The 14,721-nt window shown below is 68.5% G+C and carries 14 protein-coding genes; 13 read left to right on the top strand and 1 reads right to left on the bottom strand.

The genetic code is table 11. The features are described 5' to 3' along the window. Positions 1 to 8: 8 nt before the first annotated feature. The 10 genes from ASF45_RS13415 (at position 9) to ASF45_RS13460 (ending at position 12,186) form a co-directional block, all read left to right on the top strand. Positions 9 to 1,085 (top strand): branched-chain amino acid ABC transporter permease, encoded by a 1,077-nt coding sequence (locus ASF45_RS13415; RefSeq protein WP_056662797.1) that lies wholly within the window; start codon positions 9 to 11, stop codon positions 1,083 to 1,085. Further along, complete coding sequence (locus tag ASF45_RS13420) at positions 1,082 to 1,882, top strand: ABC transporter ATP-binding protein (RefSeq protein WP_056662800.1); 801 nt, start codon at positions 1,082 to 1,084, stop codon at positions 1,880 to 1,882. The genes ASF45_RS13415 and ASF45_RS13420 overlap by 4 nt, the downstream gene beginning before the upstream one ends. Further along, complete coding sequence (locus ASF45_RS13425; RefSeq protein WP_056662803.1) at positions 1,879 to 2,676, top strand: ABC transporter ATP-binding protein; 798 nt, start codon at positions 1,879 to 1,881, stop codon at positions 2,674 to 2,676. Before ASF45_RS13420 ends, ASF45_RS13425 begins: the two co-directional genes overlap by 4 nt. 191 nt (positions 2,677 to 2,867) lie before the next feature. Further along, entirely contained in the window at positions 2,868 to 4,721 is a 1,854-nt protein-coding gene (locus tag ASF45_RS13430; RefSeq protein WP_056662806.1) for a long-chain fatty acid--CoA ligase, read from the top strand. A gap of 51 nt (positions 4,722 to 4,772) precedes the next feature. Then, positions 4,773 to 5,930 carry an ABC transporter substrate-binding protein gene (locus tag ASF45_RS13435; protein WP_056662809.1) on the top strand — a complete coding sequence of 386 codons (1,158 nt, stop codon included), beginning with the start codon at positions 4,773 to 4,775 and terminating at the stop codon, positions 5,928 to 5,930. Between the two features lie 79 nt (positions 5,931 to 6,009). Next, positions 6,010 to 7,176, top strand: coding sequence for an ABC transporter substrate-binding protein (locus ASF45_RS13440; protein ID WP_056662812.1), 1,167 nt, complete (start codon positions 6,010 to 6,012; stop codon positions 7,174 to 7,176). A gap of 105 nt (positions 7,177 to 7,281) precedes the next feature. Continuing rightward, positions 7,282 to 8,448 (top strand): ABC transporter substrate-binding protein, encoded by a 1,167-nt coding sequence (locus ASF45_RS13445; protein ID WP_056662815.1) that lies wholly within the window; start codon positions 7,282 to 7,284, stop codon positions 8,446 to 8,448. Between the two features lie 47 nt (positions 8,449 to 8,495). Then, on the top strand, positions 8,496 to 8,972 hold the full coding sequence (locus ASF45_RS13450) for a CoA-binding protein (RefSeq protein ID WP_056662817.1): 477 nt from the start codon (positions 8,496 to 8,498) through the stop codon (positions 8,970 to 8,972). A gap of 2 nt (positions 8,973 to 8,974) precedes the next feature. Continuing rightward, complete coding sequence (locus ASF45_RS13455; RefSeq protein ID WP_056662821.1) at positions 8,975 to 10,267, top strand: O-acetylhomoserine aminocarboxypropyltransferase/cysteine synthase family protein; 1,293 nt, start codon at positions 8,975 to 8,977, stop codon at positions 10,265 to 10,267. A gap of 290 nt (positions 10,268 to 10,557) precedes the next feature. Beyond that, the gene (locus tag ASF45_RS13460) at positions 10,558 to 12,186 is read left to right on the top strand and encodes an acyl-CoA synthetase (protein WP_056662824.1); all 1,629 of its coding nucleotides are present in this window, start codon (positions 10,558 to 10,560) and stop codon (positions 12,184 to 12,186) included. Here ASF45_RS13460 and ASF45_RS13465 read toward each other — a convergent pair. Beyond that, positions 12,183 to 12,416: an ATP-binding protein gene (locus ASF45_RS13465; RefSeq protein WP_056662827.1), complete on the bottom strand. Its 234-nt coding sequence runs from the start codon at positions 12,414 to 12,416 to the stop codon at positions 12,183 to 12,185. The two genes, ASF45_RS13460 and ASF45_RS13465, sit on opposite strands and share 4 nt — an antisense overlap. Positions 12,417 to 12,461: 45 nt before the next feature. Here ASF45_RS13465 and ASF45_RS13470 point away from each other — a divergent pair, with 45 nt between their 5' ends. From ASF45_RS13470 to ASF45_RS13480, 3 genes are read left to right on the top strand one after another with little or no spacing between them, the layout of a single operon-like run. Continuing rightward, positions 12,462 to 13,238 (top strand): enoyl-CoA hydratase, encoded by a 777-nt coding sequence (locus ASF45_RS13470; RefSeq protein ID WP_056662829.1) that lies wholly within the window; start codon positions 12,462 to 12,464, stop codon positions 13,236 to 13,238. Between the two features lie 31 nt (positions 13,239 to 13,269). After that, complete coding sequence (locus tag ASF45_RS13475; protein WP_056662832.1) at positions 13,270 to 13,695, top strand: hypothetical protein; 426 nt, start codon at positions 13,270 to 13,272, stop codon at positions 13,693 to 13,695. Positions 13,696 to 13,745: 50 nt separating this feature from the next. Then, positions 13,746 to 14,702, top strand: a complete 957-nt coding sequence (locus tag ASF45_RS13480) for a LysR substrate-binding domain-containing protein (protein WP_056662835.1) — start codon at positions 13,746 to 13,748, stop codon at positions 14,700 to 14,702. Positions 14,703 to 14,721 lie beyond the last annotated feature (19 nt).

The following is a 14,721-nucleotide window of genomic DNA, read 5'->3' on the forward strand; positions in this document are numbered from 1 at the left end:
GGACTGATATGAGGTTCCTATTCAAGACCGGCTACGCCCAGGACATCGCCTTGGCCAAGCACGAGGGCCACCGCTTCTGGTATGGCCTCTTGCTCGTGGCGCTGCTGCTGGCGCCGCTGGCCCTGCCCGAGTACTGGCTGGCGCAGCTGACTTTCGTGCTGATCTACGGCATCGCCGGGCTGGGGCTCATGCTGCTGTCCGGCTTCACTGGCCAGTTCTCGCTGGGCCACGCGGCCTTCCTGGGCGTGGGGGCCTACACCCAGGGCGTGCTGACCAACCTGGGCTGGCCGTTCCCGCTGGCGATGGTGATGGCGATGGTGCTGGCGGGGGCTGTGGGCGTGGTGGTGGGGCTGCCGGCGCTGCGCGTGAAGGGCATCTACCTGGGCATGGCCACGCTGGCCTTCGGCGTGATCGTCGAGGAGGTGCTGGCGCGCTGGGAGAGCGTGACGGGCGGCAACGCCGGGCTGCACATGAAGGCCCCGGCCATCGGCAGCTTCCAGCTCGACAGCGGCGAGGGCTTCTACTTCCTGTGCCTGGCGCTGGCGGTGGTTGCCACGCTGGCCATCCTGAACCTGCTGCGCGCGCCGACTGGGCGGGCCTTCGTCGCGATCCGCGATTCCGAGGTCTCGGCGCAGAGCATGGGCATCCACCTGGCGCGCTACAAGACGCTGTCGTTCGCGCTGTCGGCCGCTCTGGCCGGCCTGGCCGGCGCGCTGTACGCGCACAAGATCAGCTTCCTGTCGCCCGACCAGTTCAGCGTGCTGCAGTCCATCGACCTGCTGCTGATGGTGGTGATCGGGGGGCTGGGCTCGGTGCACGGCGCCTTTCTGGGGGCCATCTTCCTGATCGCCATGCCGCAGTTGATCGCGCTGGGCAAGGGTTATCTGCCCGAGGCCATCGCCATGGCGCCGGGCCTGCAGGGCTTCGTCTACGGCCTGGTGCTGATCGTGTTTGTGCTGTTCGAGCCACTGGGGCTGTACGGCCGCTGGCTCAAGGTGCGCACCTACTTCAGCATGTTCCCGTTCTACCGCAAGGGCATGTTCAAGCGGCAGAAGTCGTTCCAGAAGTCGGAGCGTTTGAAATGAGCGCGGCGCCTCTGTTGCAGGTGCAGGACGTCAGCATGCGTTTCGGCGGCGTGCTGGCCGTCAACCGCGTGGGTTTCGAGGTGCAGGAGGGCGAGGTGTTCACCTTGATCGGCCCCAACGGCGCGGGCAAGACCACGGTGTTCAACCTGATCAGCCGGATCTACACGCCGACCTCGGGCGAGATCCGCTACCGCGGCGAGTCCTTGACGGCACAGGCGCCGCACCGCATCGCGGCGCTGGGCATCGCGCGCACCTTTCAGAACATCGAGCTGTTCGAGCACGCCACGGTCCTGCACAACCTACTGATCGGCCGCCACACGCACCGGCAGACCGGCTTCTGGGGCGATGTGCTGTTCACGCCGCGTGCGCGCCGGGCCGAGATCGAAGCGCGCGAGAAGGTCGAGCGCGTGATCGAGCTGCTGGACCTGCAGCACCACCGCGATGCCATGGTCGCCGGCCTGCCCTATGGCGTGCGCAAGGTGGTGGAGCTGGCGCGCGCGCTGTGCACCGAACCCAAGCTGCTGCTGCTGGACGAGCCCTCCTCGGGCCTGAACGTGGAGGAGACCGACGACATGGCCTTCTGGATCCAGGACATCCGCGACGAACTGGGCGTGACGGTGCTGATGGTGGAGCACGACATGTCGCTGGTGTCCAAGGTGTCCGACCGCGTGCTGGCCATGAACCAGGGCGAGCTGCTGGCCCTGGGCACGCCGGGCGAGGTGCAGGCCGATCCGGCGGTGGTGGAGGCCTACCTCGGGACGGTGGACGACGTTGCGGGTCTGCGGAGAACGGCATGAGCGAAGTTCCACCGCCCGTCAGCGACCAGCCCGTCCTGAAGTTGCTCAACGTGGAGAGCGCCTACGGCCCGATCAAGGCCATCCGCGGCGTGAGCCTGCAGGTGCGGCGCGGCGAGATCTCCACCGTGCTGGGCAGCAACGGCGCGGGCAAGACGACGATTCTCAAGACCATCTCGGGCATCCTCGATCCGCGCAAGGGCTCGGTGGAGTTCAAGGGCGAGGACATCACCGCGCAAGACCCGGCGCTGATCGTGCGGCTGGGCCTGTCGCACGTGCCCGAGGGTCGCGAGGTGTTCCCGCTCCTGAGCGTGCGCGACAACCTGGCCATGGGCGCGTACACGCGCAGCGACCGCGACGGCGTGGCGCGCGACCTGGAGGACGTGTTCGGCTACTTCCCCATCCTGCGCGAGCGCGCGGCGCAGGACGCCGGCCTGCTCTCGGGCGGCCAGCAGCAGATGCTGGCGATCTCGCGCGCGCTGATGGCCGCGCCCGACCTGATCCTGCTCGACGAGCCCAGCCTGGGCCTGTCGCCCAAGCTGACCAAGGAGATCTTCGAGATCGTGGTGCGCATCAACCGCGAGCGCGGTACCACCTTCCTCTTGGTCGAGCAGAACGCCAACATGGCGCTCAACGTGGCCGACTACGGCTATGTGCTGGAGAACGGCCGCATCGTGCTGGAAGACACCTGTGCCCGCCTGCGCGAGAAGGACGACATCAAGGAGTTCTACCTCGGCATGAAGGAAGCCGGCGTGCGCGGCGAGCGGCGCTGGAAGAAAAAGAAGAACTGGAGGTGATATGAGACCACCCCGTTTGGCTGGCTCACTTCGTGTAGCCATCCCATCCCCCTCAAGGGGCGCACCCGGCGGCCGGGCAGAGCCCGTCCCGCGGCTGCGCTTGCATGGCCTGCTCCGCGGCCTTCTGCGCCGAGGCTTGCGAGCCGGCTTTGTACCCTGCAGGTGGCGCGCCAGCGCGGTGGAAAACTGAGATGCACCTCTGGGACCTGTCGCACATCCAGCCACGCACCGACATCATGGTGCCGGGCGAGACCATCTCCGCGATGTTCTGGGAGGCCGTCGCCCAGCGCGGCTCGGACACCTGGTTGCGCCAGAAGGAGCTCGGCATCTGGCGCAGCCACAGCTGGGCCGAGGTGGCGCAGGGCGTGCGCGAGATCGGCCACGGCCTGCTGGACCTGGGCTGCGTGCCCGGCGACACGGCGTCCATCCTGTCCAACACCGTGGTCGACTGGGTGCTGGCCGACCTCGCGGTGCTCAGCACCGGCGGCGTGGCCAACGGCATCTACCCGACCGACGCGGCCAGCCAGGTGCACTACCTGTGCGAGGACTCGCGCACGCGCGTGCTGTTCGTGGAGGACGACGAGCAGCTCGACAAGGCCTTGCAGGTGCGCGCGCAGCTGCCGCTGCTGGCCAAGATCGTGGTGTTCGACATGGAGGGCCTGCGCGGCCTGGACGACCCCGATGTGCTGAGCCTGGCCGCGCTGCGCGAGCGTGGCCGCGCCCATGCCGCCAAGCACCCGGGCCTGCTGGAGCAGCGCGCGGCCGCCTGCCGGCCTGAGGACCTGGCCATCCTGGTCTACACCTCGGGCACCACGGGCAAGCCCAAGGGTGCCATGCACAACCACCGCGCGCTGGTGTACGCCGCGCGCGGCTACAACACGCTGGCGTCCCAGGACGCGACGGACGAGCGCATGTGCTTCCTGCCGCTGTGCCACATCGCCGAGCGCCTGGGCGGCGAGTACTCCGCGCTGTACACGGGCGCGAAGCTCAACTTCGTCGAGAACCCCGAGACCGTGCCCGAGAACGTGCGCGAGATCGCGCCCACGGTGTTCACGGCCGTGCCGCGGGTCTGGGAGAAGTTCTACTCGGGCGTGATGATCGCGCTCAAGGACGCCAGCCGGCTGCAGCAGGCGGCCTACGCTTGGAGCATCGGCGTGGGCCAGCGCATCGCCGACCAGGTGCTGGCTGGCCGGCCCGTGGCGTCGTTGGACAAGCTGCGCTTTCGCATCGCGCGCTGGCTGGCGCTGGACAACGTGCGCAAGCTGATCGGCATCCACCGCGCACGCTACCTCGTGACGGGCGCCGCGCCCATCTCGCCCGACCTGGTGCGCTGGTACCTCGCGCTGGGCGTGCCCATGCTGGAAGTCTGGGGCATGACCGAGACCTGCGGCGCCGCCACCGGCGTGCCGGCCGCGCGCATCAAGCCCGGCACCATCGGCCCGGCCGCCAGCTTCAACGAGGTGCGGCTGGACCCGGCCACGGGCGAGCTGCTGGTGCGCGGCCCCAACGTGTTCATGGGCTACCTGAACCTGCCCGAGAAGACCGCCGAAGCCATCGACGACCAGGGCTGGCTGCACACGGGCGACGTGGGCACGGTGGACGCCGATGGCTACTTCCGCATCACCGACCGCATGAAGGACGTGATCATCACGGCCGGCGGCAAGAACATCACGCCCAGCGAGCTGGAGAACGAACTCAAGTTCTCGCCCTACATCACCGACGCGGTGGTGATCGGCGACCGCCGCGCCTACCTGACGGCCATCGTCATGATCGACCAGGAGAACGTGGAGAAGTTCGCCCAGGACACCGACGTGCCGTTCAGCAACTACGCCAGCCTCACGCGCGCACCCGAGGTGCTGGCGCTGATCCAGCGCGAGTTCGACCGCGTGAACGCCAAGTTCGCGCGGGTGGAGCAGATCAAGAAGTTCTTCCTGCTCGAGACGCAGCTCAGCGCCGAAGACGAGGAACTCACGCCGACCATGAAGCTCAAGCGCAAGCTGATCGAGAAGAAGTACGCCGAGCGCATCGAGGCCATGTACCGCTGACGCCGTTCGCAGCGCAGGTTCCGTTCACGACAACAGCCAGGAGACACCGCCATGCACGCACGCATTCCATTGGTCCTCGCCGCCGCACTGGCGCTGCCCGCCGCCTGGGCCCAGCAGCAGGGCGTGAGCAAGACCGAGATCCTGATCGGCACCATCCAGGACATGTCCGGCCCGCTGGCCGGCTACGGCAAGCAGGCGCGCAACGGCATGCTGCTGCGCGTGGAGGAACTCAACGAGCAGGGCGCGGTGCATGGCCGCAAGCTCAAGCTGCTGGCCGAGGACGACGGCTACGACCCCAAGAAGGCCGTGCTGGCGGCGCAGAAGCTCGTGAACCAGGACAAGGTCTTCATCGTGGCCGGCCACCTGGGCACGGCGCAGAACATGGCGTCCATGCCGGTGCAGTTCGACAAGAACATCGTCAACTTCTTCCCGATCACGGCCGCGCGCGAGATGTACGAGCCCTTGCACAAGCTCAAGTACTCGTTCGCCGCGACCTACTACGACCAGATCCGGCTCACGCTGCCGGCGCTGGCCAAGGAGAAGGGCGCCAAGAAGATCTGCACGATCTACCAGGACGACGACTTCGGCCTGGAAGTGCAGCGCGGCGCCGAGGCCGCGCTCAAGGCCATGAACATGGAGCTGGGCGAGAAGACCAGCTTCAAGCGCGGCGCGACGGATTTCTCCTCGCAGGTGGCGCGGCTCAAGGCGGCCAACTGCGACCTGGTGGTGCTGGGCACCATCATCCGCGAGACCATCGGCACCATCGGCGAGGCGCGCAAGACCGGCTTCTCGCCGACCTTCTTCGCCTCCAGCGCGGCCTATTCGGACCTGATCCACAAGCTGGGCGGCAAGGCCGTGGACGGCCTGTACGCCACCATGACGGTGCTGCACCCCTACCTGGACGAGGCCTCGCAACCGGTGCGCTTCTGGGCCAACAAGTACAAGACGCGCTTCAACGAAGACCCGACGGTGTTCTCGGTCTACGGCTACAGCATCATCGACCAGTTCATCCAGGCCGCGCAGAAGGCCGGGCCCAACCTCACGACGGACAGCTTCGTCGCCGCCATGGACACCATGCGCTTCGAACCCGACATGTTCGGCAGCGCGCCCAGCAGCTACAGCGCCACCAAGCGGCTGGGCAACAGCATCTCGCGCATGTCGCAGATCCAGGACGGCCGCTGGAAGGTGGTCTCGGACTATGTGAAGTGAGGGGGACGGTGCGGGCGTGTTCCAGTGCGCCCGGCCCCTGTGTGTTCGTGTCATCGACCGCGGTCGCAGGAGGGTTCACATGTCTTTTCGCACGGTTTCCGCGGCACTTGCCGCCATCGTTCTGTCGGCCTCGCCGCTGGCCTGGGGCCAGCAGCAGGGCGTGAGCAAGACCGAGATCCTGATCGGCACCATCCAGGACCTGTCCGGCCCGCTGGCCGGCTACGGCAAGCAGGCGCGCAACGGCATGCAGCTGCGCGTGGACGAGGCCAACGAGCAGGGCGGGCTGCACGGGCGCAAGCTCAAGCTGCTGGTCGAGGACAGCGGCTACGACCCCAAGCGCGCGGTGCTGGCGGCGCAGAAGCTCGTGAACCAGGACAAGGTCTTCATCATCGCGGGCCACCTGGGCACGGCGCAGAACATGGCGGCCATGCCGGTGCAGTTCGAGAAGAACATCGTCAACTTCCAGCCGATCACGGCGGCGCGCGAGATGTACGAGCCGCTGCACCGGCTCAAGTACTCGTTCGCGGCGACCTACTACGACCAGATCCGCTCCATGCTGCCGACCCTGGCCAGGGAGAAGGGCGCGAAGAAGGTCTGCATCATCTACCAGGACGACGACTTCGGCCTGGAGGTGCTGCGGGGGGCCGAGGCCGGGCTCAAGACCATGAACATGGAGCTGGGCGAGAAGACCAGCTTCAAGCGCGGCGCGACGGATTTCTCCTCGCAGGTGGCGCGGCTCAAGGCCGCCAACTGCGACTTCGTGGTGCTCGGCACCATCATCCGCGAGACCATCGGCACCATCGCCGAGGCGCGCAAGACCGGCTTTGCGCCGACCTTCTTCGCCTCCAGCGGCGCCTACACCGATTTGATCCACAAGCTGGGCGGCAAGAACATGGACGGGCTGTACGCCGCGATGGGCGCGCAGCACCCCTACCTGGACGAGGCCTCGCAGCCGATCCGCTTTTGGGCCAACAAGTACAAGACGCGCTTCAACGAGGATCCGACCGTGCTGTCGGTCTATGGCTACACCATCCTCGACCAGTTGCTCCAGGCGGTGCAGAAGGTGGGGCCGAACCTCACGACCGACAGCTTCGTGAAGACCATGGACACCATGAGCTACCCGTCGGACATGTTCGGCGCCGCGCCGTCCAGCTACAGCCCGACCAAGCGCCTGGGCACCGACGAGTCGCGCCTGTCGCAGATCCAGGACGGTCGCTGGAAGGCCGTGTCCGGTTATGTGAAGTGAGGCGGGTGCAGCGTCGGCCGCACATTCGTCTCCGTTCTGCCCGAAGAATGTGAGATATTGGCTCCAACGGCTGCCCGAGTATGGCGGTCCAAGGGAGCGTTGCACATGACCAGCCGTGCCTTGTCGGCCGCCTTGGCGGCCTTTGCCTTGCGTGTTGCCCTACCGGTCCAGGCCCAGCAGCAGGGCGTGAGCAAGACCGAAATCCTGATCGGCACGATCCAGGACCTGTCCGGCCCGCTGGCCGGCTACGGCAAGCAGCTGCGCAACGGCATGCAGTTGCGCGTGGACGAGTTGAACGAGCAAGGCACGCTGCACGGCCGCAAGCTCAAGCTGCTGACCGAAGACAGTGGCTACGACCCCAAGCGCGCCGTGCTGGCGGCACAGAAGCTGGTCAATCTGGACCAGGTCTTCGTCGTCGCGGGCCACCTGGGCACGGTGCAGAACATGGCGGCCATGCCCGTGCAGTTCGCCAAGAACGTCGTCAACTTCTATCCCATGTCGGCCGCGCGCGAGATGTACGAGCCGCTGCACCGGCTCAAGTACTCGTTCGCGGCGACCTACTACGACCAGGTCCGGCTCACGCTGCCGGTGCTGGTCAGGGAGAAGAATGCGAAGAAGGTCTGCACGCTGTACCAGGACGACGAGTTCGGCCAGGAGGTGCTGAGCGGCACCGAGGACGCGCTCCAGGCCATGCAGATGGCGCTGGCGGAGAAGACCAGCTTCAAGCGCGGCGCGACCGATTTTTCCTCGCAGGTGGCGCGGCTCAAGGCGGCGGGCTGCGACCTGGTGGTGCTGGGCACCATCATCCGCGAGACCATAGCCACCATGGCCGAGGCGCGCCGCACCGGCTTCGCGCCCACCTTCTTCGGCGCCGTGACGGTCTACAGCGACCTGCTGCACAAGCTCGGTGGCAAGGGCGTGGAGGGCCTGTACGCCGCGATCACGGCGCAGCACCCCTACCTGGACGAGGCCTCGCAGCCGATCCGCTTCTGGGCCAACAAGTACAAGACCCGCTTCGGCGACGACCCGACCGTGTTCTCGGCCTATGGCTACATCATCATCGACCAGTTCATCCAGGCGGCGCGGAAGGCGGGGCCCAACCTGAGCACCGACAGCTTCGTGCAGGCCATGGACACCATGCGTTTCGGTGCCGACATGTTCGGCGGCGCGCCCAGCAGCTACAGCCCGACCAAGCGGCTGGGCAACGCGCGCTCGCGTCTGGCGCAGATCCAGGACGGGCGCTGGAAAGTGGTCTCCGACTACCTGCCGTAGCCGCGCGCTACAGTGGCGCGGTCCAAGAATCCAGGAGACCCGCGCCCATGGCGGACGACATCAGCACCCTGCGCCGCATCCTGCACGCCCACCGGCGCATCGCCGTGGTCGGCCTGTCGGCCGAATGGCACCGGCCAAGCTACTTCGCGGCCAAGTACATGCAGCAGCATGGCTATGAAATTTTTCCGGTGAACCCGCGCTACGCCGGCGGCGAGGTGCTGGGCCGGCCCTGCGTGGCCAGCCTCACGGACCTGGCCGGGCCGGTCGACATGGTCGACGTGTTCCGCCGCACCGAGGACGTGCTGCCCATCGCGCAGCAGGCCATCGCCATCGGCGCCAAATGCCTGTGGCAGCAGATCGGTGTGGTCAACATCGAGGCCGACGCGCTGGTGCGCGCGGCCGGGCTGGACAGCGTGATGGACCGCTGCGTGAAGATCGAGCATGCACGCCTGTTCGGCGGCCTGCACTGGGCGGGCGTGAACACGCGCGTGATCTCGGCCAAGCGGCCGCTCCACCAAGGCTGAGCATGTCGGACCACCAGTTCCAACCCGAGACCCTGGCCATCCACGCCGGCCAGATCCCCGACGCGGCCACGGGCGCCCGCGCGCTGCCGATCTACCAGACCACGAGCTTCGTGTTCGACAGCGCCGAGCACGCCGCCGCGCTGTTCAACCTGCAGACCTTCGGCAACGTCTACTCGCGCCTGTCCAACCCCACGGTCGCTGCGCTGGAGGAACGCGTGGCCGCGCTCGAAGGCGGCCGCGCGGCGGTGGCCAGCGCCTCCGGCATGGCGGCCGAGGCCATGGCGCTCATGACCATCCTGCAGGCCGGCGACCACGTGGTGGCGGCCGGCGCGCTGTACGGCGGCACGGTCACCATGCTGGCGGTGAACCTCAGGAAGTTCGGTATCGAGACCAGCTTCGTCGACGCCACCGACCCGCAGGCCTTCGCCGCGGCCATGCGACCCAACACGCGCGCGGTGTTCGCCGAGACCCTGGGCAACCCCAGCCTCACGGTGCTGGACATCGCGGCCGTGGCCGAGGTCGCCCATGCCCACGGCGTGCCGCTGGTGGTGGACAACACCGTGCCCAGCCCCTACCTGTGCCGGCCGCTCGCACTCGGCGCCGACATCGTCGTGCACTCGGCCACCAAGTACCTCGCGGGCCATGGCACCACGCTGGGCGGCGTGATCGTCGAGAGCGGCCGGCCGCATGGCGGCTTCGCCTGGAACAACGGCAGGTTCCCCGGCATGACCGAGCCCTCGCCGGGCTACCACGGCGTGAAGTTCCACGAGACCTTCGGCGACTTCGCGTTCACGATGCGCGCGCGCATGGAGACGCTGCGCGTGTACGGCGCGGCGCTGTCGCCGATGTCGGCCTGGCAGATCCTGCAGGGCGTGGAGACGCTGCCGCTGCGCATGGAGCGGCATTGCAGCAATGCGCTCAAGGTGGCGCAGTTCCTCAAGGACCACCCGCGGGTCAGCTGGGTCAACTACCCTGGTCTGCCGGACCATCCGCAGCATGCGCTGGTGCAGCGGCAGATGCGCGGCGCCTCGGGCCTGCTGGCCTTCGGCGTCAATGGAGGCGTGGAAGCCGGCGTGCGCTTCATCGAGTCGGCCCAGTTCATGAGCCACCTGGCCAACATTGGCGACACGCGCACGCTGATCATCCATCCGGCCAGCACCACCCACCGCCAACTGGAGCCGGACCAGCAGATCGCCGCCGGCGTGCTGCCCGACATGGTGCGGCTGTCGGTGGGGCTGGAGCACATCGACGACATCCTGTGGGACCTGGACCAGGCGCTGGCCGCCACGGCTTGAAAACATTCGTCGCAACCCCCGCCGGGCGCCGGCTTCAGAATGCGCCCTTCGCTTGAGAACGTGTGAACGAACCGCTCACACCCACGCGAGGCCCCAATGAGCACCCGCTTCCATCATGATCGCCGCGTCCAGGGCCTCGCCCTTCGGGCCGGGGCGCGCCAGGCCGCACGCGGGCGTTGCAGTCCTGGCCCGGGCAGAAGCCCGGGCTGCGGCCTGCGCCTACGCCTGCGGCCCGCCGCACCCCGTCGTGGGCGCGATCGGTTCATTCACACGTTCTGAGGAGACAGCGCATGAACATCTACGAACAAGACCTGGCCCAGAACGCGGCCAACCACGTGGCCCTGTCGCCCATGGGCTTCGTGGAGCGCACGGCCGAGGTCTTCGGCGACCTGCCGGCCGTCATCCACGGCCAGCGCCGCTATACCTGGGCGCAGGTGCACGAGCGCTCGCGCCGGCTCGCGGCGGCGCTGCGCGCGGCCGGCGTGGGCCGCGGCAGCACGGTCAGCGTGATGCTGCCCAACACGCCCGAGATGGCCGAGGCGCACTACGCCGTGCCGGCCCTCAACGCCGTGCTCAACACGCTGAACACCCGGCTCGACGCCGAGCTGCTGGCCTGGCAGATGCACCACTGCGAGGCCAGCGTGCTGATCACCGACACCGAGTTCGCGCCCGTCATGGCCAAGGCGCTGGCGCTGCTGCAGAGCCAGCACGGCCGCACGCCGCTGGTCATCGACGTGGCCGACAGCGAGTACCCGGGCGAGCACCGGCGCCTGGGCACGCACGAGTACGAGGCCTGGCTCGCCGCCCACGCACCGCTGGCGCGGCTGGACGGCCCGCAGGACGAGTGGGATGCGATTGCCATCAGCTACACCAGCGGCACCACGGGCGACCCCAAGGGCGTGGTCACGCACCACCGCGGCGCCTACCTCAACGCGGTCAGCAACGTGGTGACCTGGACCATGCCGCAGTTCCCGCGTTACCTGTGGACGCTGCCCATGTTCCACTGCAACGGCTGGTGCTTCCCCTGGACCGTGGCGCTGCAGGCCGGCGTGCATGTCTGCCTGCGCCGTGTCGAGGCGCCGGCCATCCTGGCTGCCATGCGCGAGCACGGCGTGACCCACTATTGCGCGGCGCCCATCGTGCACAGCCTCATCATCAACGCCGACCCGGCCCTGCGCGAAGGCGTGACGGGCGTGCGCGGCATGGTCGCGGGTGCTTCGCCACCGGCCGCCATGATCGAGGGCATGGCGAAGATCGGCTTCGACATCACGCACGTCTACGGCCTGACCGAGGTCTACGGCCCGGCCGGCGTGGCGGCCAAGCGCGCCGCCTGGGCGCAGGCCGACATCGCCGAGCAGGCACGCCTGAATGGCCGCCAGGGCGTGCGCTACGCGCTGCAGGACGGCATGACGGTGCTGGACCCGGCGACGCTTGTGGAAGTGCCGGCCGACGGCGAGACCATGGGCGAGATCATGTTCCGCGGCAACATCGTCATGAAGGGCTACCTCAAGAACCCGGTGGCCACCGCCAAGGCCTTCGAGCGCGGCTGGTTCCACACCGGCGACCTGGCGGTCCTGGAGAGCGACCGCTACGCCCGCATCAAGGACCGCAGCAAGGACATCATCATCAGCGGCGGCGAGAACATCAGCTCCATCGAGGTCGAGGACGTGCTGTACCGCCATCCGGCCGTGCTGGCCTGCGCCGTGGTCGCCCGGCCCGACGCCAAGTGGGGCGAGACGCCGGTCGCCTATGTCGAAGTCAAGGCCGGCGCCCAGGTCACGGCCGAGGACCTGGTGGCCCATTGCAAGGCCCACCTGGCCGGCTACAAGGTGCCGCGCGACGTGCGCTTCGAGGCCATTCCCAAGACCTCGACCGGCAAGATCCAGAAGTTCGAACTGCGCCAGCGGGCCAAGGCTTAGGGGGCCGCGGTCCGCTCCATGCGGATCGCGTCGAACGGGCAGACCACGAAGCACAGCGCGCAGCCCGTGCAGCCGGCGCTGTCGTGCAGCACGGCGTTTTTGCGCCCCCAGCGCTGGCCGTTCGGCACCTCCAGCGAGAGCACATGCGGCGGGCAGGCGCCCACGCAGCGCCCGCAGCCTGTGCAGCGTTCCGGCGCGATCACGGGCAAGGCCTTGGGCGGGGCGGGCATGGCCGCATTGTGGTGGCAGACTGCGGGCCTTCGCTGGAGACACGCATGACCGAACCCATTGCACCGCTGGTGCTGCGCAGCCAGGACGCCAGCGGCGTCCGCACCCTGACCCTGAACCGTCCCGATGCCTTCAACGCGCTCAGCGAGGCCATGCTGGAGGCGCTGCAGGACGAGCTCGACGCAGCGGCCGGCGACGATGGGCTGCGCGTGCTGGTCATCGCCGCGGCCGGCCGCGCCTTCTGCGCTGGCCACGACTTGAAGGAGATGCGTGCCGCCCCCTCGCTGGCCTACTACCAGCGCCTGTTCGCCCAGTGCACGAAGCTGATGCTGTCGATCCAGAAGCTGCCCGTGCCCGTGGTCGCCCAGGTGCAGGGCATCGCCACTGCGGCCGGCTGCCAGCTGGTGGCCATGTGCGACCTGGCCGTGGCCGCCAGCGATGCGCGCTTCGCCGTCAGCGGCGTGAACCTGGGCCTGTTCTGCTCCACGCCCAGCGTGGCCTTGTCGCGCAACCTGCCGCGCAAGGCCGCGTTCGAGATGCTGGTCACGGGCGACTTCATCGGCGCCGAGGAGGCGCGCGCCAAGGGCCTCGTCAACCGCGTGGCCGCGCCCGAGGCGCTGGCCGGGGCCGTCGCCGCGCTGGCGGCCAGCATCGTGGCCAAGCCGCAGGTGGCCCTGGCCATGGGCAAGGCCTTGTTCTACCGTCAGCTCGAGGTCGGCATGGCGGCCGCCTACCAGGATGCCGGCGCCACCATGGCCTGCAACATGATGGATGCGTCGGCGCTGGACGGAGTGCAGTCCTTCATCGACAAGCGCCGGCGCTGAGGCGCCGCGGCGGGCGGCTATGCTTGCCCGCATGGAAACGAGTGAAGCCGCCCTGCTGGGGCGCGAATGGACGGCACTGCACCGCGACTGCGAAGCCAGCGAACGCAGTGTCCTGTGGATCAAGCTGGGCGCCGTGGCGCTGACGGCCACGGCCGTGGCCCTGAGCTTCGACGCCGTGCTGACCATCGCTCTGGTCGGCGTGCTGTGGCTGCAGGAGGCCATCGTGCGCACCGGCCAGGCCCGTCTGGTCGACCGGCTGCTCTACGTGGAGGGCCTGCTGCGCGACACCATGGCCTCGCCCCGTGCGCCCTGCCAGCTGTACTCGGACTGGCAGGCCATGCGCCCGGGCACCATGGGCCTGCTGGCGGAGTACCTCGCGGCCGCGGCCCGGCCCACGGTGGCGTTTCCCTACGCCGTGCTGCTCGTCCTGCTGCTGGCGCTGTCCGCAGCGGGCTGACGCCCTGCAGGCCGCGCGGCCGGGCATCGCCGCCGTTCCATAATGCGGCGATGGAGACCAAGTGGCTCGAAGATTTCGTGAGCTTGGCCGAGACGCGCAGTTTCAGCCGCTCGGCCCAGTTGCGCCATGTGACGCAGCCGGCGTTCTCGCGCCGCATCCAGGCGCTGGAGGCCTGGGCCGGCACCGACCTGGTGGACCGCAGTTCGTACCCGACGCGGCTCACGCCGGCCGGCGAGACGCTCTACACCCAGTCGCTGGAGATGCTGCAGGCGCTGCAGAGCACGCGCGCCATGCTGCGCGGCCACAACTCGGCGGGGCAGGACGTGATCGAGTTCGCCGTGCCGCACACGCTGGCCTTCACCTTCTTCCCGGCCTGGGTGACCAGCCTGCGCGAGAAGTTCGGCCCGCTCAAGAGCCGGCTCATCGCGCTGAATGTGCACGACGCGGTGATGCGCCTGGTCGAAGGAAGCTGCGACCTGCTGATCGCCTACCACCACAGCTCGCAACCCTTCCAGCTCGCCGCCAACCGCTACGAGATGGTCAGCCTGGGCCGCGAGGTCATGGCGCCCTATGTCAAGGCCGACGCCGACGGCGCGCCGCTCTACCAGTTGCCGGGCCGTCCCGGCCAGCTGCTGCCCTACCTGGGCTATGCGCCGGGCGCTTACATGGGGCAGATGGTGGACATGCTGCTCAAGCAGTCGCCCACGCCGATCCACCTGGACCGCGTCTACGAGACCGACATGTCCGAGGGCCTGAAGGCCATGGCGCTGGAGGGCCACGGCATTGCCTTCCTGCCTTACAGCGCGGTCAAGAAGGAGCTGCGTGCGCGCCGCCTGGTCAGCGCAGCGCCGGCCGGCATGCCCGGCATGGAGATGACATTGGATGTGCGGGCCTACCGCGAGAAACCCGGAACGCACGCCGTGCCCAAGCGTTCGGCCCAGGCACTGTGGACCTATCTGGTCGAGACGGCAGGGAGCCGCGGAGCCGAGGCCTCGGGTGCGGCGTAAGATTATTCGTTTCTTGCAT

Source organism: Pseudorhodoferax sp. Leaf265 (assembly GCF_001422365.1).
GTDB lineage: Bacteria > Pseudomonadota > Gammaproteobacteria > Burkholderiales > Burkholderiaceae_C > Pseudorhodoferax.